Source organism: Arthrobacter sp. QXT-31 (assembly GCF_001969265.1).
GTDB lineage: Bacteria > Actinomycetota > Actinomycetes > Actinomycetales > Micrococcaceae > Arthrobacter.
Genome location: NZ_CP019304.1, coordinates 3,392,799 through 3,411,599 on the forward strand (window position 1 = coordinate 3,392,799; position 18,801 = coordinate 3,411,599).

20 protein-coding genes and 1 pseudogene are annotated in these 18,801 nt (G+C 66.3%); 12 read left to right on the top strand and 9 right to left on the bottom strand.

All coding sequences use genetic code 11. The features are described from left to right. Positions 1 to 86: 86 nt before the first annotated feature. Positions 87 to 1,562 (bottom strand): FG-GAP repeat domain-containing protein, encoded by a 1,476-nt coding sequence (locus tag BWQ92_RS24010; protein ID WP_216639949.1) that lies wholly within the window; start codon positions 1,560 to 1,562, stop codon positions 87 to 89. A gap of 275 nt (positions 1,563 to 1,837) precedes the next feature. Between BWQ92_RS24010 and BWQ92_RS15395 the strand changes: the two genes are divergently transcribed. Beyond that, positions 1,838 to 2,479 carry a LysE family translocator gene (locus BWQ92_RS15395; protein WP_076800861.1) on the top strand — a complete coding sequence of 214 codons (642 nt, stop codon included), beginning with the start codon at positions 1,838 to 1,840 and terminating at the stop codon, positions 2,477 to 2,479. A 10-nt stretch (positions 2,480 to 2,489) separates the two neighbouring features. Here the strand turns inward: BWQ92_RS15395 and BWQ92_RS15400 are convergent, their stop codons facing one another. Next, positions 2,490 to 3,377 (bottom strand): helix-turn-helix transcriptional regulator, encoded by an 888-nt coding sequence (locus tag BWQ92_RS15400; RefSeq protein ID WP_076800863.1) that lies wholly within the window; start codon positions 3,375 to 3,377, stop codon positions 2,490 to 2,492. A 136-nt stretch (positions 3,378 to 3,513) separates the two neighbouring features. Here BWQ92_RS15400 and BWQ92_RS15405 point away from each other — a divergent pair, with 136 nt between their 5' ends. From BWQ92_RS15405 to BWQ92_RS15415, 3 genes are all read left to right on the top strand, one after another. Further along, positions 3,514 to 4,791, top strand: a complete 1,278-nt coding sequence (locus BWQ92_RS15405) for an MFS transporter (protein ID WP_083706332.1) — start codon at positions 3,514 to 3,516, stop codon at positions 4,789 to 4,791. A gap of 77 nt (positions 4,792 to 4,868) precedes the next feature. Further along, positions 4,869 to 5,918, top strand: a complete 1,050-nt coding sequence (locus BWQ92_RS15410; RefSeq protein ID WP_076800865.1) for a zinc-dependent alcohol dehydrogenase family protein — start codon at positions 4,869 to 4,871, stop codon at positions 5,916 to 5,918. 108 nt (positions 5,919 to 6,026) lie between these two features. Next, entirely contained in the window at positions 6,027 to 6,449 is a 423-nt protein-coding gene (locus BWQ92_RS15415; protein WP_076803757.1) for an Hsp20/alpha crystallin family protein, read from the top strand. 116 nt (positions 6,450 to 6,565) lie between these two features. Here the strand turns inward: BWQ92_RS15415 and BWQ92_RS15420 are convergent, their stop codons facing one another. From BWQ92_RS15420 to BWQ92_RS15430, 3 genes are read right to left on the bottom strand one after another with little or no spacing between them, the layout of a single operon-like run. Further along, positions 6,566 to 8,074: a tripartite tricarboxylate transporter permease gene (locus BWQ92_RS15420; protein WP_076800867.1), complete on the bottom strand. Its 1,509-nt coding sequence runs from the start codon at positions 8,072 to 8,074 to the stop codon at positions 6,566 to 6,568. Further along, a complete protein-coding gene (locus BWQ92_RS15425) occupies positions 8,074 to 8,721 on the bottom strand; it encodes a tripartite tricarboxylate transporter TctB family protein (protein ID WP_076800869.1) in 648 nt (215 codons plus the stop codon). The genes BWQ92_RS15420 and BWQ92_RS15425 overlap by 1 nt, the downstream gene beginning before the upstream one ends. Next, the gene (locus BWQ92_RS15430; protein WP_076800871.1) at positions 8,718 to 9,698 is read right to left on the bottom strand and encodes a Bug family tripartite tricarboxylate transporter substrate binding protein; all 981 of its coding nucleotides are present in this window, start codon (positions 9,696 to 9,698) and stop codon (positions 8,718 to 8,720) included. The genes BWQ92_RS15425 and BWQ92_RS15430 overlap by 4 nt, the downstream gene beginning before the upstream one ends. Before the next feature lie 239 nt (positions 9,699 to 9,937). Here BWQ92_RS15430 and tcuA point away from each other — a divergent pair, with 239 nt between their 5' ends. Then, positions 9,938 to 11,431, top strand: coding sequence for an FAD-dependent tricarballylate dehydrogenase TcuA (tcuA, locus tag BWQ92_RS15435; RefSeq protein WP_076800873.1), 1,494 nt, complete (start codon positions 9,938 to 9,940; stop codon positions 11,429 to 11,431). Between the two features lie 97 nt (positions 11,432 to 11,528). Further along, positions 11,529 to 12,194, top strand: coding sequence for a GntR family transcriptional regulator (locus tag BWQ92_RS15440; RefSeq protein ID WP_236782972.1), 666 nt, complete (start codon positions 11,529 to 11,531; stop codon positions 12,192 to 12,194). A 296-nt stretch (positions 12,195 to 12,490) separates the two neighbouring features. Here BWQ92_RS15440 and BWQ92_RS24730 read toward each other — a convergent pair. Together BWQ92_RS24730 and rox are read right to left on the bottom strand one after the other, a co-directional pair. Further along, a pseudogene (locus BWQ92_RS24730) lies at positions 12,491 to 12,589 on the bottom strand (quinone oxidoreductase); the annotation flags it as partial. Positions 12,590 to 12,633: 44 nt separating this feature from the next. Next, positions 12,634 to 14,067, bottom strand: coding sequence for a rifampin monooxygenase (rox, locus tag BWQ92_RS15450; protein ID WP_076800877.1), 1,434 nt, complete (start codon positions 14,065 to 14,067; stop codon positions 12,634 to 12,636). 73 nt (positions 14,068 to 14,140) lie between these two features. Between rox and BWQ92_RS15455 the strand changes: the two genes are divergently transcribed. Continuing rightward, positions 14,141 to 14,638 (top strand): DUF2975 domain-containing protein, encoded by a 498-nt coding sequence (locus BWQ92_RS15455; RefSeq protein WP_076800879.1) that lies wholly within the window; start codon positions 14,141 to 14,143, stop codon positions 14,636 to 14,638. Then, entirely contained in the window at positions 14,638 to 14,922 is a 285-nt protein-coding gene (locus BWQ92_RS15460) for a helix-turn-helix domain-containing protein (protein ID WP_076800881.1), read from the top strand. The genes BWQ92_RS15455 and BWQ92_RS15460 overlap by 1 nt, the downstream gene beginning before the upstream one ends. Here BWQ92_RS15460 and BWQ92_RS15465 read toward each other — a convergent pair. Then, positions 14,919 to 15,338 carry a hypothetical protein gene (locus BWQ92_RS15465; protein WP_076800883.1) on the bottom strand — a complete coding sequence of 140 codons (420 nt, stop codon included), beginning with the start codon at positions 15,336 to 15,338 and terminating at the stop codon, positions 14,919 to 14,921. The two genes, BWQ92_RS15460 and BWQ92_RS15465, sit on opposite strands and share 4 nt — an antisense overlap. A 97-nt stretch (positions 15,339 to 15,435) precedes the next feature. Between BWQ92_RS15465 and BWQ92_RS15470 the strand changes: the two genes are divergently transcribed. The 4 genes from BWQ92_RS15470 to BWQ92_RS15485 all read left to right on the top strand — a co-directional run bounded on the left by BWQ92_RS15470 (position 15,436) and on the right by BWQ92_RS15485 (position 18,481). Then, a complete protein-coding gene (locus BWQ92_RS15470; RefSeq protein ID WP_076800885.1) occupies positions 15,436 to 15,786 on the top strand; it encodes an ArsR/SmtB family transcription factor in 351 nt (116 codons plus the stop codon). After that, a complete protein-coding gene (locus tag BWQ92_RS15475) occupies positions 15,783 to 16,481 on the top strand; it encodes an aquaporin (protein WP_076800887.1) in 699 nt (232 codons plus the stop codon). The genes BWQ92_RS15470 and BWQ92_RS15475 overlap by 4 nt, the downstream gene beginning before the upstream one ends. Continuing rightward, positions 16,478 to 16,888: an arsenate reductase ArsC gene (locus BWQ92_RS15480; RefSeq protein ID WP_076800889.1), complete on the top strand. Its 411-nt coding sequence runs from the start codon at positions 16,478 to 16,480 to the stop codon at positions 16,886 to 16,888. The genes BWQ92_RS15475 and BWQ92_RS15480 overlap by 4 nt, the downstream gene beginning before the upstream one ends. A 213-nt stretch (positions 16,889 to 17,101) precedes the next feature. Continuing rightward, positions 17,102 to 18,481 (top strand): FAD-dependent oxidoreductase, encoded by a 1,380-nt coding sequence (locus BWQ92_RS15485; RefSeq protein WP_076800890.1) that lies wholly within the window; start codon positions 17,102 to 17,104, stop codon positions 18,479 to 18,481. Positions 18,482 to 18,557: 76 nt separating this feature from the next. Here BWQ92_RS15485 and BWQ92_RS15490 read toward each other — a convergent pair whose 3' ends face one another. Then, positions 18,558 to 18,797, bottom strand: coding sequence for a hypothetical protein (locus BWQ92_RS15490; protein ID WP_236782973.1), 240 nt, complete (start codon positions 18,795 to 18,797; stop codon positions 18,558 to 18,560). Positions 18,798 to 18,801: the final 4 nt, after the last annotated feature.

Genomic DNA, 18,801 nt, shown 5'->3' on the forward strand with positions numbered 1-18,801 from the left:
GCTTTCGCGGCAGCCAGTGAGCCGCCGTCGGGCCCCAACTGTACGTTCGCCATAGCGCGAACGTACAGTTGAGGCCCTTGCCGGTTCTATCGCAGGACGTTGAAGGTGCTCCAGCCGGTGCCGATGATGGTCCGCGCGCCCCAGGTGCCCCTGCTGAAGGGGTAATGGGCGAGGCGGCCGTCGGTGAGCTGGGTGATGAGCCCTGAGCTTCCCGTGGTGAATCCCTCCACGGCCGTGATGCTGCTGATGCTGTTCCAGCCGGTGCCCACCGTGGGCCTTGCTCCTGAGACGAAGCCGCCGGTGCCGGTTGAGCGGTACAGAATGAGGCTGCCGTCGCTGCGCTTGGCCAGCAGGTCCTGCGCCCCGTCCTGGTCGAAATCGGTCATGGTGAGGTAGAGGCCGCCCCAGCCGGATCCGGTCTTGATACGCGGTGACAGCGATGCTCCGGCGCTGTTGCCGTAGTACCAGAGGGTCCCGGAGGCGTCGTACGCCAGGATTCCCGGGAACTGGTCGGCAGTGCGCCAGTCGCCCACGGTGATGTGGTAGCCGCCCCAGCCGGTGCCGATGGCCCGGGCCGCGACGAATCCGCCTTCGGGTCTTCCGGCGTAGAAGCTGAGCCGGCCGTCCTTCCACTGGGCGATGACATCGTGCGTGCCGTCACTGTTCCAGTCCGTTATGAACCCTTTGGCCAGCCCGGCCCAGCCGGCGCCGATCTTCTGCCGGGCCCCGAGCGAACCCTGGCCGGTGGCCGGGTAGTTCCACAGCGTGCCGTCAGAACCCACCGCAAGGACGTCCGCGGCACTGCGGATGGACGGAGTGGCGGCGGCCCGCGGGGAGGCCTTGATGACGAGGTCGTCTACGTAGGTGTCGCCCATCTGGCGGTTGTGTTCGGCGCCGAGCTGGACCCTGTCCAGGGTGGTGGCAGCGCTGACTACCTGGTTGCTGGAGTACACCTGGGCGCCGTCAAACCAGACCTCCACGGTGGATGCGGCCCCGTTGGCGGTGGTCCGCATGGCCACGTGGTGCCACGCGTTGAGCGTGATGCTTGTGGTGGTCAGCCGGGTAAAAACGGAGGCCCCGTCAGGGGCGGTGACGCGGAGCCAGAGCTGTCCGTTGTCGTTGAACCGGTAGATGTCGGCGACCCGGATGCTACCGGAGAAAAACCGGAGATACGGGACATTGTTGCCCACCACCCCGGCCTGGGTGATGTTGAACCAGCCGTCGGCATAAGCCGTGGCCGTACCCGCCGGCAGGGGCGTGGACAGGTTCGCGACCGAGCCGAGGTCGGCCGTGGCGTGCACGTGGGCGGAGCAGGTCCCTGAGTGGAACTGGTCCGAGGAGACCTCCGTGGTGCCGGTGCCTCCGGTGGTGGACGAGAACCCGTTCAGGGTGCCGGACTCGAAATTGTTGGCCATCACCGTTGTTCCCGGATAACTGCTGGCCGGGGCAGGGGTTTCTGGCACGCACGTCGCCGCCTGGGCCGGGACAGCACCCACCGCCAGCGCCCAAATCAGGGACGCCGAGGTACCCCCAACCACACCAAATCTGATGAGTTGCTTCATTTTCCGCGCTCCAATGTCATTGAACCGGTGGTTCAACCTGATAGAGCTGTTCGGCGACAGTGGCCAGTTCTCGACGACCAGTACACGGCAACTTAGTCGCGGGGCAAGGAGCCGGGCAACCGTGGCGGGTACTCAAGTTTTTGGTCCTGTCCGGCCAAGTAGTTGGGCCGACTACCTGCATCGGTGGGGGCCGCATCATGGGGGAGCGGCCCCCGGCGCCTTGCTCGGCCCGATGCCTTTGGGGGAACAGGCGACCTTCAGGGATAATCCTCAGCATGACCCTCGCTTCGCTCGCGGCCTTCGCCGGACTGTGCCTCATTCTGTCCCTGACGCCCGGACCGGACACCTTCCTGGTGCTGCGCATCGCGCTGAAGCGGCCCAGCGCAGGGATTGCGGCTGCGGCGGGCTCGGCGGTTGCCGCCATCGCATGGGCGGCGCTCGTCGGCGTCGGGCTGGCGGCGATCCTGGAACAGTCAGCGGAGGTGTTCCGCTGGCTCAAGATCGCGGGCGGGCTCTACCTGCTGTACCTCGGCATTTCCGGCTTCCTGAAGACGCGGAAGGCCGCAAAGGAAGGCCTGCAGGGCGGCGCGGAAGCAGGCGACGTCCGCTACAGCAACCTCGCCGGCCTCGGCGCCGGCGCGCTGTCCACGCTGCTCAACCCCAAGGTTGGCCTCTTCTTCCTGGCCGTTGTTCCGCAGTTCATCCCCGAGGGCGGTAACACCATGGCGGCCGCGATGATCCTGGGCGTGGTGGAGGCGGTCATCGCGTTCGCCTACCTGGCCGTCGTCGCGCTCATCGCCTACAAGGCGATGGCGCTGCTGCGCCGCCCTAAGGTGAGCACCGGCGTCGAGCGCGTCAGCAGCGGCATCATCGCCGGCCTTGGCGTCGGCGTCATCGCCTCCGGCGCGAGCAGCTGACCCGCCACCTTCACTTTGCTTCAGCCGGAGTGGTGGCTGCCCAGCTGGTCAGGAGCTTGAGCTGCTCTTCATGCTTGGTTCCCGGCTCAGCTGTGTAGACGCTGAGCTCGTGCACCGCCCGGGGAAGGGTGGGCAGGGCCAGGGACTGGTAGGTCAGTTCGAGGTATCCGACGACGGGGTGCTGGAGCCGCTTGATGCCGTCGTGGCGGAAGCGGATGTTGTGTGAGCCCCATAGCGTGCGGAACTCCGGGCTGACCGTGGAGAGTTCTCCGATCAGCTCGCGGAGGGCCTTGTCGTTGGGTTCCCGTCCGGCTTCCGTGCGGAGGAGGGCGGCCGTGGCAGCCGCTCCCGCATCCCAGTCGACGAAGAAGTCACGCGCGGCAGGATCCAGGAAGTGGAAGCGTGCGAAGTTGGCACGTCCATGGGCGGCGGTGGTGGGGCTTGCGAACATGGGGGCATGCAGGGCCCGGCCCAGCGGATTGGCGGCCACGACGTCCAGCCGGCCGTTGCGGATGAACCCTGCGGACATGGTCATGGAATCAAGCAGCCAGCGCACCGGTGCCGCCACGTCGGCCTCCTTGCGGCGAACCGGAACACGGTTGGCAGGCCTTGCCGCCCGGGCGAGCTCGAAAAGGTAGGCGCGTTCTTCGTCGTCGAGGTTCAGCGCCCGGGCGACTGCATGGAGGACATCCTCGGACACGCCGCTGATGTTGCCTTTCTCCAGCCGCGTGTACCACTCGGTGCTCACACCGGCGAGCACCGCGACTTCCTCGCGGCGCAGCCCGGGGACCCGGCGCCGGCTTCCGGAGGGCAGTCCCACCTCTTCCGGCCGGAGTTTGGCCCGGCGGCTGGCCAGGAAGTCCCGGATGTCGGCGCGGTTGTCAGGCAGGTTGTCCATAAAGTCACGATAACGCCCGTCCGTTCCGGTGAGGGGGTTGAGTTTGTACCCCCGATAAACACAGCCTTCTACACCCGTTGATCAGCCGGTGGAATGGATAACGAAGATATTTTCCACTGCAACGAGGAGCTTTCACATGGGTGGGCCAACGGCCAATCTCGAGGACGGCGTTACCGCCGGTCAGGCCACTGCCGGCGGTGCCGGCCAGGGCCGGCGCGGGCTGCCGCTGGCGGTCTACGTGCTGGCGCTGGGGACGTTCCTGATGCTCACGAGCGAGTTCGTGGTGGCCGCCATCCTGCCGCAGATCGCAGGCGACCTCGGCGTGGGCGTCGCCCAGGCCGGGTCCCTGATCACGGTCTTCGCGGTCGGCATGGTGGTGGGTGCTCCGCTGATGGCGATGCTGACACTCCGGCTGTCCAAGCAGCTGACCCTGGTCCTCGCCCTCATCGTGTTCGTCCTGGGGCATGTGGTGGTGGCGCTTGGCACGGAGTTCGCAGTGCTGATGGCGGCACGGTTCGTCAGCGCACTGGCCACCGGAGCGTTCTGGGCGGTGTCCGCGGTGGTGGCCACCCGTGCCGCCGGACCCTCCTCCGGCGCGCGGGCAGTGGGGGTGGTGGGTGCCGGCGGCGCGCTGGCCACGGTCCTCGGTGTTCCCCTGGGGGCGTTCATTGCGCAGCTCATCGGCTGGCGGGGGACATTCTGGACGCTCGCGGCCGCCGCCGCCATGGCCGCCGTCCTGGTGGCGCGCCTCGTCCCGCAGGACGCTCCCGTGCAGCAGGCGCCGTCGGTCCGCACTGAACTGGCCGGGCTGCGCTCGGGCCGGTTGTGGCTGGCCCTGGCTGCCTGCGCCACCACGTGCGGGGGCGTGCTCGCCGCGTACTCCTTCATCGCCACCATCCTCACCGACCAGGCGGGCGTGGCCGTCTCCCACGTCCCGCTGGTGCTCACCGGGTTCGGCGTCGGCTCCGTCATCGGAACCCTCCTCGCCGGACGCTTCGGCGACGCCCACCCGGGCCCGATCACCATCATCACGCCCGCCGTGACCACGGTCCTGCTGCTCGGAATCAGCCTGCTCTCCGGCTCGCCGTGGCTGACCAGCGCACTGGTGGTCCTGCTGGGCCTGTTCGGACTCAGCGCCAACACCGTGCTGATCCACCTCGCCGTCCGCTTCGCCGGGCCGGCGGCAACCCTGGGCTCCGCCCTCAGCGTCTCGGCGTTCAACGCCGGAACCGCCTTGGGGACCGCCGTCGCCGGCGCCGCCCTGGCCTCGCCCTTGGGCACCGCAGGACCCGCCCTCGTGGGAAACGTCATCGTGGCGCTGACCCTGGTCCCCGCCATTGCCCTGGCCGTCGCTGGCCGCCGGCTGGCTGGCGTGAAGTTCGACGGCGGCGCAGTAGACCCAGCCATCCCCTAAGCCGGCGGGCGGCACCCGTGCCGCGTCCCGCCGTCGTAATCCAACAGACAATCAGAACCATAACGAAGGAAAAAGCGATGCGCGCAACCCTCATGTACGGCCCCGGCGACGTCCGCGTTGAGAACGTCCCGGACTCAGTCATCAAGCACCCCACAGACGCGCTGGTGCGCGTCACGGCGTCCTGCATCTGCGGCAGCGACCTGCACCCGTACCACTCCATGTCCGCCGGGAACGGTCCGGCCCGGATGGGGCACGAGTTCATCGGCGTCGTCGAGGACATCGGCTCGGCGGTGACCACCCTGAAGAAGGGCGACCTGGTGGTTTCCCCGTTCGCGATTTCCGACAACACCTGTGAGTTCTGCCGCGAAAACCTGCAGACGTCCTGCTCCCACCACGAGGCGAACTTCTGGGACGGCATCCCCGACGAAGGCGGCCAGGCCGAGGCCGTCCGCGTCCCGCTGGCCGACGGCACCCTGGTGAAACTGCCCGTTGCCGCCGACTCGGCGCTGATCCCGTCGCTGCTGACCCTCGCCGACGTATTCGGCACCGGCTACCACGCCGCGCTCAAGGGCGGCGTCAACGAACGCACCTCCGTCACCGTGATCGGCGACGGAGCCGTGGGCCTGCTGGCCGTCATGTCAGCAAAGCGGCTCGGCGCCGAACAGATCATCCTCATGGGCAGGCACAAGTCCCGGACCGACCTTGGCCTCGAGTTCGGCGCCACGGACGTCGTGTCCGCCCGCGGCGAGGAAGGCATCGCCCAGGTCCGCGAGCTCACCGGCGGCCACGGCTCCCACGTGGTCCTCGAAGCCGTGGGCCACACACCGGCCTACGACCAGGCCGTGGGCATCATCCGTCCCGGCGGCGTCATCAGCCGGGTGGGAGTGCCGCAGTACAACGAGGCGCCGGTCGGCTTCGACAGCCTGTTCGGCGGCAACATCACCCTCACCGGCGGTCCCGCCCCGGTCCGGGCCTACATCGACGAGCTCATGCCGGACATCCTCAGCGGCGCCATCGAACCGGGCAAGGTCTTTGATGCCAGCACCGGCATGGACGGCGTCGCCCAGGGATACAGGGACATGGACGAGCGCCGCAGCCTTAAGGTGCTCATCAAGCCCTCCCTTTAACCCCTTGCGCCTGCTTGTGGACCGTGTTATAAAAAATCTGTATCCGCCACTATAGATATTCGGGAGGCGGATCACCGGTAAAAACTACAAGCTGAAGGAGTGGGAATGATGTTGATGCGCACGGACCCGTTCCGTGAACTGGACCGCCTGACGCAGCAGGTCTTTGGAACAGCGGCGCGTCCGGCCGCCATGCCGATGGATGCATGGCAGGAGGACGGGGAGTTTGTGGTCGCCTTTGACCTGCCCGGCGTCTCGCCGGACACGGTGGATCTGAACGTGGAGAAGAATGTCCTGACCGTCCACGCCGAGCGCCGCGACCCGACCCAGCCGAACGTTGAGCTGGTGGTGGGCGAGCGTCCGCGGGGCGTCTTCAGCCGCCAGGTGATCCTTGGTGAAACCCTCGATACGGACAACATCAAGGCAAACTACGACATGGGCGTGCTGACGCTGCGGATCCCGGTCACGGAGAAGGCCAAGCCACGCAAGATCGAAATCGAGAGCAAGGGCGTGCAGCAGCAGATCGAGAAGTAAGTGTTGCTGACTGCCTAGCTCCGCGTGGGGTATTTCCGGCACAGATGGGGCCCCTGTGCTTCCATTCCTGTGAAAGGCTATGGAAGCGCAGGGGCCCCGGTTCGGTTGCTGGGTTATCAGGCCTTGCTGCTGGCCCGGTGGCGGAGGTGCTGGACGGCGCTGAGGGCGAGAGCGGCGGCCAGGACCAGGTAGAGGGTCACGGTGATGGGGCTGTTTACCAGAATGCCAAGATCTCCTTCCGAAACTGCCAGAGCGCGGCGGAGTTCGGTTTCAGCCATGGGACCGAGGATCACTGCAATCAGCACCGGTGCGAGCGGGATGTTGTAACGGCGCATGAGGAATCCAATGAGGCCGATGGCGATGAGCAGCCACAGGTCTAGGATTGCCGAGCTTACTGCGTAGACGCCGAGCATGGAGAAGACGGTGATGCCGGCGTACAGGTAGTGCTTGGGGATGCTCAACAGCTTCGCCCAGACGGAGGCGAACGGGATGTTGATCATCACGAGGATTACAAGGCCGACGAACAGCGAGGCCAGCAGGGCCCAGACCAGGTCACCGCTTCGTTCGAAGAGCAGCGGCCCTGGCTGCATTCCGTATTGCTGGAACGCCGCAAGCATGATGGCGGCCGTGGCCGATACCGGCAGTCCCAGTGCTAGCAGTGCCCCCATCGCGGTGCCGGCGGTGGCGTTGGCGGCTGCTTCGGGTGCGGCGAGGCCGCGGATGGAGCCGCTGGTTCCGAACTCCGGATCGTTCCTGCGTTTGGCGAGCTGTTTTTCGGTGCCGTAGGCGAGGAAGGTGGGGACTTCCGCGCCACCGGCGGGGATCAGCCCAAACGGAACACCGAAGGCGGTGCCGCGCAGCCATGCGGGCAGGGCCGTCCTGAAGTCGGCCAGGCCCAATCGGGCGCGGCCTTTGGTGTGGATGCGGGTGGCTGCGGGGTCGCGGTGGATGCGGGAAGCGATGTGGAAGACCTCCCCGAGGGCCAGCAGCCCTACGGTGATGACGATGACGGAGATTCCGTCGAAGAGTTGGGGCATGCCGAGGGTGAACCGGGCGGTTCCGCTGGGGCCGTCGATACCGACAAGGGCAAGGGCGAGTCCGATGCCGAGGGCTGCGATGCCGCGGATCACGGATTCTGAAACGACGGCCGAGATGGCCAGGAAGGCGAATACTGCCAGGGCGAAGTACTCGGCCGGGCCGAAGACGGTGGCCATCTTGACCAGGGTTGGCGCGAAGAAGACTACGAGGGTGGTGGCGATCAGCCCGCCGATGAACGCGCCGATCGCGCAGGTAGCCAGGGCTTTGGCGGCCTGGCCGCTTTTAGCCATACGGTGTCCCTCAAACGTGGAGGCAATGGCGGAGGAGTGGCCGGGGGTATTGAGCAGGATCCCGGAGGTGGAGTCCCCGAAGAGTCCGCCGAAGTAGATGCCGGCGAACATGATGAAGGCCGCTGTGGGCTCGAGTGAAAACGTCACGGGCAGGAGCAGCGCCACTGCCATTGCCGAGCCCAGTCCGGGGACGACGCCCACTGCTGTACCCAGGAGCGCGCCGATCAGCACCCAGAGAAGGTTGAGGGGAGTCAGGGCGTTGGCGAAGCCGCCCATGAGGAGTTCAAGTTGTTCCATTAGAAAATTCCTCCTACGAAGCCAGGGGGCAGACTGAGGCCCAGAGCAGCCCCGAAGGCCAGTTGAATGATTGAGGAGAAGAGCAGGCCCACCCCGATGTCGAAGATCGGGCGGCGGCTGCCGAGGGCGTAGGCGACAAGCCAGAACAGCGCTGCCGCGCTGAGGATCCAGCCGAGTGCTTCCAGCAGCAGGACAAAGGCCATGACGCCGCCAACCAGCAGCCCGATGGTGCGCCAATCGGAATAGGTCTTCCAGGTCTTGCCGGGAGTCTGGGATGGTGCGGCGTCGTAGGCCGCGTCCTCTTCCTTCCCCAGGTGGCCGAGATCGTGCAGCATGTCGGCCGAGAACTGGCCGTGCCCGGGGTGGACGGTGTTGTCCGGGACGTTCGGCTTGCGGAGGATTTGGATGGCCAGCAGCGTGGCCGCCAGGTACAGCACGATGCAAACCAGGATGGGGAAGAACTGTGGCCCCGGGGCGGATTTGCCCTGCACGTTCATTGTCGCGGTGCCGACGGTGAGGAAGATGGCCACTGCGTAGAGGACGGCTACAACGACGAACTCGCTGCGGCCTGTCCCGAAGCGGGCCTTTGCTTTGCCCACTGGCTTCATGCCGGATCCTGCTTCGGTTTGGTGCTGGGTGATGCTCATAGGCCGAGGTCCTTTACGATTTCTTGGGCCGTTGCAACTTCGTTGCTGATGAACTGCTGGAATTCGTCACCGGTTGAGAATGTGTCGGTCCAGCTGTTGCGCTTCAGGGCTTCCTGCCAGTGCCCGGTGCTGCGCATCTCGGTGACGATCCTGATGAATTCCGCCTTCGCTTCGTCCGTGGTTCCGGGTGCGGCGACGAATCCCCGCCAGTTGGACATGGCAGCGTCGACACCCTGTTCCTTGAAGGTGGGAACGTCCACGCCTTCCAGTCGCTCCTCTGAGGAGATGGCCAGGGCACGCAGGGTGCCGGCCTCGATCTGGTCCCGGACCTCGTTGTAGCCGGACATGCCGGCGGCGGTGGTGTGGGACAGCAGGGAAGTGAGTGCTTCGCCGCCTCCGGAGTAGGCGATGTAGTTCACGTCCTTGGGGTCGATGCCGACGGTTTTGGCGACCATGGCGCTGAGCAGATGGTCGATCGAGCCCAGGGAGCCGCCGCCAATTGAGGTTCCTCCCGGGTCTTTTTTCCACGCCTCAAGGAAGTCATCAAGTGTCTGGAACTTGGAGTCGGCGGGAACCACCAGAGCCGCGTAGTCATCGGCCATCCGGGCAATGGGGACAGCGTCGGCCATTGATTCGGGATTGTCGCCGAGTTCGATGGCCCCCACCATCACGCCCCCGGTGACCAGGAGGGCGTCTTCACGCCCTGGAGTCTGCACGAACTGGCTCAAGCCGATCGTTCCACCTGCCCCGGGAACGTTGACCACCTGTGGGTTATTGACAACGCCGCCGCTCTTGAGCGCCTGCTGTCCTTCACGGGCAAACCCGTCCCAGCCGCCACCGGGTGCTGCGGGTGCGATCAGGGTGAGTTTATTCCGCGCCGTGCTCGTTCCGCCGGCCGTGCCGGCATTGATGAACGCGAGCACGGCCACGACAGCAACGACCAGGCCGAACATTGCACTGCGTAGGGGGATTTTCATAGTTCTCGTTCCGTAACGACGTTGTTGGGCGGTGCGAAAAGTACTGTGCCGAAGACTCGTCCCCGGGCAAAGCCGTGCAGGGATCGCAAGTATTCATCAGCATACCTTTGTACACAATGAAGTACAGTTATACCTGTGATGGCTATCACTGGCAACTTCTCCCTAGTAGAAACCTCTATTGCACCTTTGCATACCGTTGTATACAGTTGGATTCACCGACCCACTGAAAGGACCTATGGATGTCTATTGGTAACGAAGCCAGGACCGAGAGCTTAGCCAGCGCTGACGTGATTGTGGTGGGCGGCGGAAACGCCGGATTCACCGCAGCGCACGCGGCGGCAGTGCGGGGGCGGAAGGTCATTCTGCTCGAAAAGGGCAGCGAGGACATGGGGGGCGGGAACAGCTTTTACACCGCCGGCGCCACACGCATCGCCCACAGCGGCCTCGCTGATCTGCTGGACTGGGTGGAACCGGACGAGCGGCATGACCGCACGGAAGTACCGCCGTACTCGGCCGATGAATACGCCGCTGACCTTGCGAAGGTCACGGAAGGCCGCAATGACCCGGACCTGACGAAGGTGCTGGTTGAGGAATCCCAGCCGACGCTGCGCTGGCTCAACAGTCTGGGCCTGAAGTACCGCCTGATGTATGAACGCCAGGCCTATGAACGCACGGACGGCTCCTTCCTGTTCTGGGGCGGCCTTCACGTGGGCAACGTCGGCGGAGGCGAAGGACTAATCGCTGACCACACCCGGGTGGCGGCCGAGCTGGGCATCGAGGTGCGCTACGGCCATGCCGCGAAAAGCCTCGTGCTGGAGAACGGCCGCGTCACCGGCGTCGCGGTCGAAACAGCTGACGGGGAGGTGCGCCTGAGCGCAGAGTCGGTTATTCTCACGGCCGGCGGCTTCGAGTCAGACCCCGAGTGGCGACGGGAGCACTTGGGGGAAGGGTGGGAAAACGCCAAGGTCAGGGGCACTCCGTACAACACCGGCGACATGATCGCTGCGGCGCTGGAAGTCGGCGCCACCAAGGGCGGCGACTGGAGAACGTGTCACAGCGTGCAGTGGGACGCCTTCACCCCCACGAACGAGAGCAACCGGGAGCTTACCAACAGGCTGACCCGTCAGAGCTACCCCCTGGGCATCATCGTGAACGCCGAGGGCAGGCGTTTCCTGGACGAGGGAGCAGACTTCCGGAACTACACCTACGCCAAGTACGGCAAGGAAATTCTGAAGCAGCCCGGGTCAGTGGCGTACCAGATTTTTGACGCAACCCTCCGGCCGATGCTCCGCACCGAAGAATACGACATGCCAGGCATATCCGTGGAAGTTGCCGACACTCTCGAAGAACTGGCAACCAAGATCGGCATCGACCCTGAGAAACTGTCAAAGACCGTGAGTGACTTCAACAACTCCATCGACCGCAACGTCACCTTTGACCCCAATGTCAAAGACGGGCGCGCCGCGGCAACGGAGCCGGTCAAGAGTAACTGGGCCGCCCCCATCGAAACCGGGCCCTTCTACGCCTACGGCGTCACCTGTGGCATCACCTTTACGTTCGGCGGCATCAAGGCCGACACCCACGGACGAGTCCTCGGCGCTGACGGCAAACACATCGAGGGCCTTTTCGTAGCCGGCGAAATGCTGGGCGGCCTGTTCAGCACCAACTACCCAGGTGGTAGCGGGCTTGCTGCCGGATGCGTCTTCGGGCGACGGGCGGGAACTCTGGCGTAAAGTTGCTTCGAACACGCCGCCGCAGCGGCACGTGAGCACTGTTCAGCCCCATTTTCCAAGGACCAGTCAAGTGACGGATACAGCATCAGCCCCACGCGTGGATGGCGAAACCATCTTCCTGACACTGCGCGGCGAAATCCTGGCCGGAGTCCATCAACCCGGAACCGCCATCCGGGAAACGTCACTAGCTGAACGCTTCGGCGTCTCCCGTACACCCGTACGGGAGGCGCTGTCGCGACTCCAGCACGAGCGTCTCCTTGAGCGGGTAGCTAGGGGTCTGCAGGTTCCACAGGTAGACCCGCAGCAGGTCATTCAGATCTATGACATGCGCATCCTCCTCGAGGAAGAAGCCGCGCGGCAAGCAGCCAAAGCCCGTCAGTTCCCGGACCTCATGCGGCTCGAGGCCCTGCTGCAGCGCGATAGGCAACTTCAGGACCCGGACGACCACACCAGAATCACAACAAACCTCGAGTTCCATGCGGCCATGTGGAACTGCGCTCACAACGCGGTCCTCAGGGACCTTCTGGACCGGCTGTCAACGCACCTGATCCACGCGCCCCGGTCCACGCTCTCCACAGGAAACCGCTGGGCCGAATCTTTGGATGAGCACGAGGCACTAATTCATGCCATCGAACAGCAAGACAGCGATGCGGCCGGAAAAATTGCCCGCCAGCACATGGAAACGGCGCGTACCCTGCGCTTGCAACTGCTCCGAGAGACGGCCCTGCAACATCCGCTGGCAGACCACCGGTCCCAGCGGTAGCGCTGACCCCTCCGGGCGGCAGAAACGGCCATAATCCGGGGGAACCGTTTTATTGACTGCCGGAACCCGTTCCGGCATGCGTGAGCCCTGATCCTGCATGCCTTCGCAACAGCAGCCCGAAAGTCGGGCGCAGGACAAGGCCAACGCGTGGGAGGCGGGGCGGCTCCAATGTTGCCCTGCCTCCTCCAACTCACACACGCCCGGCTGCAACACCGCAGAACCTGGACGATCCTGATCTGTGGGAGAGTGTCCCGTCAGGAGCGTCCCAGTTTAAAGACGACTGACCCCGGTACTCCTTACGGGGTGAGCAGGAGCTTGCCGTTGGCCGCCCGCGACTGCAGCAGCTCGTGGGCGCGCCGGACCTCCGCCAGGGGGAATGTGCCGGCGACGCGGACGTCGAGCGATCCGTTGAGCTACGCGGCGGCCGTCAAGAGGCCTGTCATCCGCTGTGGGAGGCTGCCCCGAACCAGGCCGGCAGGTGGCGGAGCAGGTCATCCTGGTCCTTACCGATCCAGGCGACGTGCCCGTCCGGCCGGAGCAGGACGGCGGGCGCCTCCAGGTCCGCGCCGGCGTCCGCAACGTGGTCGACCCGGTCCGCCCACCCCGCAACGGAGAGTCTGCCGGTCCGGTCCAGCAGGAGCCCGCGGCCGTCGCGCATGAACTCGTAGAGGCGGCCATCTGACAGCGGAATGTCGCGCAGCCGCCGGCCGAGCAGCCCGGGGCCTTCGCCGAAGTTGTAGCGGATCCCGGTGGAGCTGATCCTCTCCGCCAGGAACCGGCTGACGGGCTCGAAGTCCATCAGCTCGGCCAGCAGGCGGCGCACGGCCTGCGGGCCGGGTTCGGGGGAGATGAGTTCACTCTGGGCGCGGGTGATGGTCAGGACGTCTTGGGCGACGGGGTGGCGTTCGGCGTGGTAGGTGTCCAGGAGCCCCGGCGGCGCCCAGCCGTTGACTTCGGCGGCGAGCTTCCAGCCAAGGTTGAACGAGTCCTGGATGCCGAGGTTCAGGCCCTGCCCTCCCAGCGGCGGGTGGACGTGCGCCGCGTCGCCGGCGAGGAAAACCCTGCCGGCGCGGTACTGCTCGGCCAGCCGGGTGGCGTCGGTGAAGCGGGACAGCCAGCGCGGCGAATGGATGCCGAAATCGGTCCCGGCATAGGCCCGCAGCTGCGTCTTGAGCTCCTCCAGTGTGGGCGGGACCGTGCGGTCCTCGGCGACGGTGGCCGCCGGCACCACCGCACGGAACAGCCCGTTCCCGGCCGGGCCGACGCCGAACCCGCGGTGCGTCTTGCGGACCTCCTCGACGACGGCGGCCAGCTCGTCGGGCGGTGCTGTCACCTCCAGCTCGCTGTGGATCCACTCCGTCGTGGCGGGGTCGCCGTGAAAAGCGATGCCGAGCGCCCTGCGCACGAGGCTCCGCCCGCCGTCGGCGCCGACCAGCCAGCGGGAGCGCACCCGGGTGCCGTCGGCGATCACGATGCTGACGCCGTCGTTATCCTGCTCGAGCCCGGTGACCTCGCAGCCGCGGCGGATCTCCGCGCCGAGCTCGGCGGCACGCTCGGCCAACAGCCGGTCCGTGACGGGTTGCGGGATGCCCAGGATGTAGGCGTGGGCGGTGTCCAGGTTCTCCGGCAGGGGCTTGTCGATGCCGGCGAAGCGGCCGACGCCGGGATATTTCTGCCCGTTTGCGAGGAACCGGTCCAGCAGCCCGCGCTGGTCCATGATCTCGATGCTGCGCGGGTGCAGGCCGAGCGAGCGGACCGCGCTGCCCGGCTCCGCGTCCTTCTCCAGCACGAGCACGTCCACGCCATGCAGGCGGAGTTCGCTGGCCAGCATCATCCCCGTTGGCCCGCCGCCGCTGATGATCACGTCGAACACGGTGAAACCCCCATTCCAGGAACGTCTTAAACAGCGTATTGACTTTCGATAGATAACTCCAGATTATTGAGCCATGTCTATTGTAAGTCGATTGGTCCTCCCGCTTCGGGTCCTGCTGGTGATGGTGTTCCTCGGGCTGCTGGTGGCCCAGGTGATGTCGTTCCCCGGCGAGTTTCTCTTCACCCGCGAGGAGGGGCCGCGGATGGATCCGTGGCGCTGGCCCATGCTCCTGTTTTTCGAGCTGGAAGCCGTGTGCCTGCAGGTTGTGATCGTGTGCATCTGGCGGCTGCTGACCCTGGTCCAGCGCGGCCGGATCTTCACCCCGGCCTCGCTGCGGTGGGTGGACGTGATCATGTGGGCGTTCGTCTCGGCGTGGCTGCTGCTGGCGGTCATGGCAGGATCCCTCATCTCGTACATCTACTTCACCCCCGAACTGCGCGACCCCGGACTGCCTGCGGTGCTGATCGGCATCACGCTGATTGGTGCGGTGCTGGTTCTGCTGATCGTGGTGCTGCGCGATCTGCTGCGGCAGGCGACGTCACTGCAGGCCGACATGGAAGGGGTGATCTGATGGCAATCGTGGTGCGCATCGACGTCGAACTCGCCAAACGCAAGATGAGCGTGGGGGAGTTTGCCGAGCGGGTGGGGATCACCCCCGCCAACGTGGCGGTGCTGAAGAACGGCCGGGCCAAGGCGGTCCGATTCAGCACGCTGGATGCGATGTGCCGGGTCCTGAACTGCCAGGCGGGCGACCTGCTCGAGTGGGTCGACGACGGCCCTGCCGGCGATGCTGCTGCCGATGGAACGGGGACGGGCGGCGATCCGGCGGCGGGCGGCGATCCGGGGGAGGGCTAAGACCCGCGGGGCACTCTGTCCGGGTGCACCATGTCACCGAATCCGTGCACCATCCAGCGGCCGTGGTCCGGACGCCACACGAGCGTGATCAGCAGCGGGTCGTCCAGTGCTGCGGGAGGTGTCAGGGCCATATGTGCCTGGGCTTCGCGGATGACGCGCATATAACAGACGTCCAGGTCGCCGTGGGCGTAGACAGCTTCCTGCAGCATGCCGGGGTCTTCGATGGAGTCCAGCAGGGCGGCGGCGATTTCGAAGGATCCCCACAGGGGCCGCGACTCCGGGGTGACGATCAGGTGCAGGTCGTCCAGGTTCCTTGCCCTGTCGTGCAGCGCCCTGAAGAACCAGTATCCGATCCGGCGTGGATCGTCAGCTATCTCCTGCGATTCTTCCGACTCCAGGTCAAAGTCCCTAGTCATGGCATAAAGCTACTCGCGGGACAGTGCGCTGGCGAGAGGTTGGCACGGTAACGGTCTTGCATCAAACATAGACGAGTGTAAATATTTATATGTGTCTATGTCTTTGGAGCTGACCCCGGTCCAGACGGTCGCCTGCTGCTCGCCCCTGGCGCGGGAGCCTTTGTCCGAGAACGAGGCGGCGCAGATCGCCCCGCTGCTGAAGGCGCTGGCCGATCCGGTCCGGCTGCGGCTGATGTCCCTGGTCGCCTCGCACGAGGGCGGCGAGGCGTGCGTCTGCGACCTGAACGACGCCTTCGAGCTCTCGCAGCCGACCATCAGCCACCACCTGAAGCTCCTGCACGAGGTGGGTTTGCTGGACCGTGAGAAGCGCGGAGTCTGGGTCTACTACCGTGCCCGGACCGAGGCGCTGCAGAGCCTCGCGGCTCTGATTGGGGGACAGGCCAAATGAGCATCCTCGCCCGCCGGGCCGCGGCCGAGGTCATCGGCACCGCCTTTCTGGTGATGGCCGTCGTCGGGTCCGGTGTGATGGCCACGCGGCTGTCCCCGGACGACGTCGGGCTGCAGCTTTTGCAGAATAGCCTCGCCACGGGCGCCGCCCTGGTGGCGCTGATTGTCGCCCTGCAGCCGGTCTCGGCCTCCTTCAACCCGGTGGTGACGCTGGTTGAGCGGGCCCTGGGCATGCTCGACACCAGGACGGCAGCGGGACTGGTCGGCGCCCAGTTCGCCGGCGGTCTGGCCGGCACCATCGCCGCGAACCTGATGTTCGGCCTGGACGCGGTCACCGTCTCCACGCAGGAACGCACCGGCGCGGGGCTGTGGCTGGGCGAGGTCATCGCCACAGTAGGGCTGCTGCTGGTCGTCTTCGGCGCCGTCCGGTCCGGCCGGGCGGACCGGGTGGCGTTCGCCGTCGGCGGCTACATCGCCGCGGCGTACTGGTTCACCAGCTCCACCAGCTTCGCCAATCCCGCGGTGACCCTAGCCAGAACTGTCACTGACAGCTTTACCGGCATCGCGCCGTCGTCGGTACCGGCATTCATCCTGGCCCAACTGCTCGGTGGCGCCGCCGGCTATGTCCTGGTCCGTTTCCTTTACCCGACTCTCGCAACCTCCGCCGTCGAGGCCGACCGAAAGGTGCTCTCATGAGCCAGAAGCCCTCCGTCCTGTTCGTCTGCGTCCACAACGCCGGCCGCTCCCAGATGGCCGCGGCGTTCCTCACCACGCTGTCCCGGGGCGCGATCGAGGTCCGCTCCGCCGGGTCCCAGCCCGCCGAGAAGGTGAACCCGGCCGCGGTGCAGGCCATGGCCGAGGTGGGCATCGACATGTCCGCCGAGATCCCCAAGGTCCTCACCACCGAGGCGGTGCAGGACTCCGACGTCGTGATCACCATGGGCTGCGGCGATGAGTGCCCCTATTTCCCGGGCAAGCGCTATGAGGACTGGGTCCTGGAAGACCCGGCCGGCAAGGGCGTCGAGTCCGTCCGGCCCATCCGCGACGAGATCAAAACCCGGGTCGAGGCCCTGATCGCCTCCCTGACCCCGGCCACCGCATAAACCAACCCGCCAGGGGAGGGGGTGACACACATGAACACCGGCTGCTGCGACGACGACTGCTGTGACGACGGACAGGGCTGCTGCTGACTGCCCTCCCGCTTTCCTGCCCAACTAACTCGCAGTTGTAGTCGTTTTGGGCCCTCAAAACGACTACAACTGCGAGTTAGTTGGGCTCCCAGCCGCCGAACTCACTCCTACACGAAAGTGGACAGCATGACTGCACTGAATTCCCTGCCCGTCGCCGTGATCGGTGCCGGACCTGTTGGCCTGGCAGCGGCCGCGCACCTGCTCGAGCGCGGGCTGGAACCGCTGGTCCTCGAAGCCGGCCAAGCGGTCGGTGCCGCCCTGCGCGAATGGGGCCACGTCCGGCTGTTCTCCACTTGGCAGTACAACCTCGACGCCGCCGCCGTCCGTCTCCTGGAACGCGTCGGCTGGCAGGCACCCCGGCCCACCGCGCTGCCCTACGGATCGCAGATCGCCGCGGACTACCTCGAACCCCTGGCCGCCACACCCGAACTCAAAGACCGGATCCGCACCGGGGTCCGGGTTGTTGCCGTCACCCGGCATGGCATGGACAAGGGCCGCAGCCTGGGCCGCGACGAGACTCCGTTCCTCCTCCGGATACAGCACAGCAACGGCGACGTCACTGAAGTTCTGGCCCAGGCCGTCATCGACGCCTCCGGAACCTGGGCCACCCCGGCGCCCCTCGGTACCTCCGGGCTGCCCGCCCCGGGGGAGGCCGAAGCCCGGACCGCCGGCTTGGTCACCGGACCCCTGCCCGACGTCACCAAGGACGGCTTCGCCGGCCGCCGCACCCTGGTCATCGGATCCGGGCATTCGGCCGCGAACATGGTCCTTGACCTGGCCCGCCTGGCTCGCACTCATCCCGGAACCGAGGTTCTTTGGGCCATTCGCGCCGTAACGCCGGCGCGTGCCTACGGCGGCGGTGACGCCGACCAGCTGCCCGCCCGCGGGCAGCTCGGCGCCCGGCTCCGCACCGCCGTCGAAACCGGAGCAGTACGGCTCCTGACCAGCTTCCAGACCAGCCGCCTCGAATCCGCCAGCAGCGGTGTGGTGACCGTCCACGCCGTCGATGGCCGCAGCGTCGAGGCTGAGCGGATCATCGCCGCCACCGGGTTCCGGCCCGACCTGACCATCCTCTCCGAGCTGCGGCTGGACCTGGACCCCGCCGTCGATGCGCCCAAGGAGCTGGGACCGCTGATCGACCCGGACTTCCACAGCTGCGGCACCGTCCCGGCGCACGGTGCGAGGATCCTGGCCCAGCCGGAGAAAGACTTCTACCTTGCCGGCATGAAATCCTATGGCCGGGCGCCCACCTTCCTCATGGCCACCGGTTATGAACAGGTGCGCTCCATCGCCGCCGCCCTGGCCGGGGACACTGCAGCCGCGGACGCCGTCGAACTCGAACTCCCCGAAACCGGCGTCTGCTCCACAAACATCCCCGATCCCACAGGCTTCACGGAAGAACCCGCCGGGGACCCGCGCTGCGGAGGCTCGGATCCCGTCCCCGCCACGTTCGGATTTCCCAGCGGACTCCAGCACGGCCGTGTCGGAGAAACAGCCCTCCCGTGACTCGGCAGGGCTCTCCCGGAGGGAATGGGCGTTCAACCCAGCCGGCATCGACGGCCACTGATCCGCTGCAGCGACCCTACTGCCTTTGAACTATGTCGTCCGCGACCCGGTGAAGATCCTGGGCCCAGCCGGTGGAACGGTTGCGTGTTCCCGAACCGGCCTCAAAGTTGGTGAGCGCTTCCGCTATGCGCTCCAAGGCCTCCGAGATGTTGGCCTTGACGGCTTCATAGCCTTCCTCCGAGCGGGGATCTGCCGAGGCTACCTTCAGCAGCTCCGCACCGGCCGCGATGATCAGTGAAGCCTCGTACTCGTTCACACTC

What these genes read in the sequence shown, in the direction of transcription:
- BWQ92_RS24010 (WP_216639949.1), bottom strand. Translation starts at nt 1,562, where the DNA reads ATGAAGCAACTCATCAGATTTGGTGTGGTTGGGGGTACCTCGGCGTCC.
- BWQ92_RS15395 (WP_076800861.1), top strand. Translation starts at nt 1,838, where the DNA reads ATGACCCTCGCTTCGCTCGCGGCCTTCGCCGGACTGTGCCTCATTCTG.
- BWQ92_RS15400 (WP_076800863.1), bottom strand. Translation starts at nt 3,377, where the DNA reads ATGGACAACCTGCCTGACAACCGCGCCGACATCCGGGACTTCCTGGCC.
- BWQ92_RS15405 (WP_083706332.1), top strand. Translation starts at nt 3,514, where the DNA reads ATGGGTGGGCCAACGGCCAATCTCGAGGACGGCGTTACCGCCGGTCAG.
- BWQ92_RS15410 (WP_076800865.1), top strand. Translation starts at nt 4,869, where the DNA reads ATGCGCGCAACCCTCATGTACGGCCCCGGCGACGTCCGCGTTGAGAAC.
- BWQ92_RS15415 (WP_076803757.1), top strand. Translation starts at nt 6,027, where the DNA reads ATGTTGATGCGCACGGACCCGTTCCGTGAACTGGACCGCCTGACGCAG.
- BWQ92_RS15420 (WP_076800867.1), bottom strand. Translation starts at nt 8,074, where the DNA reads ATGGAACAACTTGAACTCCTCATGGGCGGCTTCGCCAACGCCCTGACT.
- BWQ92_RS15425 (WP_076800869.1), bottom strand. Translation starts at nt 8,721, where the DNA reads ATGAGCATCACCCAGCACCAAACCGAAGCAGGATCCGGCATGAAGCCA.
- BWQ92_RS15430 (WP_076800871.1), bottom strand. Translation starts at nt 9,698, where the DNA reads ATGAAAATCCCCCTACGCAGTGCAATGTTCGGCCTGGTCGTTGCTGTC.
- tcuA (WP_076800873.1), top strand. Translation starts at nt 9,938, where the DNA reads ATGTCTATTGGTAACGAAGCCAGGACCGAGAGCTTAGCCAGCGCTGAC.
- BWQ92_RS15455 (WP_076800879.1), top strand. Translation starts at nt 14,141, where the DNA reads ATGTCTATTGTAAGTCGATTGGTCCTCCCGCTTCGGGTCCTGCTGGTG.
- BWQ92_RS15460 (WP_076800881.1), top strand. Translation starts at nt 14,638, where the DNA reads ATGGCAATCGTGGTGCGCATCGACGTCGAACTCGCCAAACGCAAGATG.
- BWQ92_RS15465 (WP_076800883.1), bottom strand. Translation starts at nt 15,338, where the DNA reads ATGACTAGGGACTTTGACCTGGAGTCGGAAGAATCGCAGGAGATAGCT.
- BWQ92_RS15470 (WP_076800885.1), top strand. Translation starts at nt 15,436, where the DNA reads ATGTCTTTGGAGCTGACCCCGGTCCAGACGGTCGCCTGCTGCTCGCCC.
- BWQ92_RS15475 (WP_076800887.1), top strand. Translation starts at nt 15,783, where the DNA reads ATGAGCATCCTCGCCCGCCGGGCCGCGGCCGAGGTCATCGGCACCGCC.
- BWQ92_RS15480 (WP_076800889.1), top strand. Translation starts at nt 16,478, where the DNA reads ATGAGCCAGAAGCCCTCCGTCCTGTTCGTCTGCGTCCACAACGCCGGC.
- BWQ92_RS15485 (WP_076800890.1), top strand. Translation starts at nt 17,102, where the DNA reads ATGACTGCACTGAATTCCCTGCCCGTCGCCGTGATCGGTGCCGGACCT.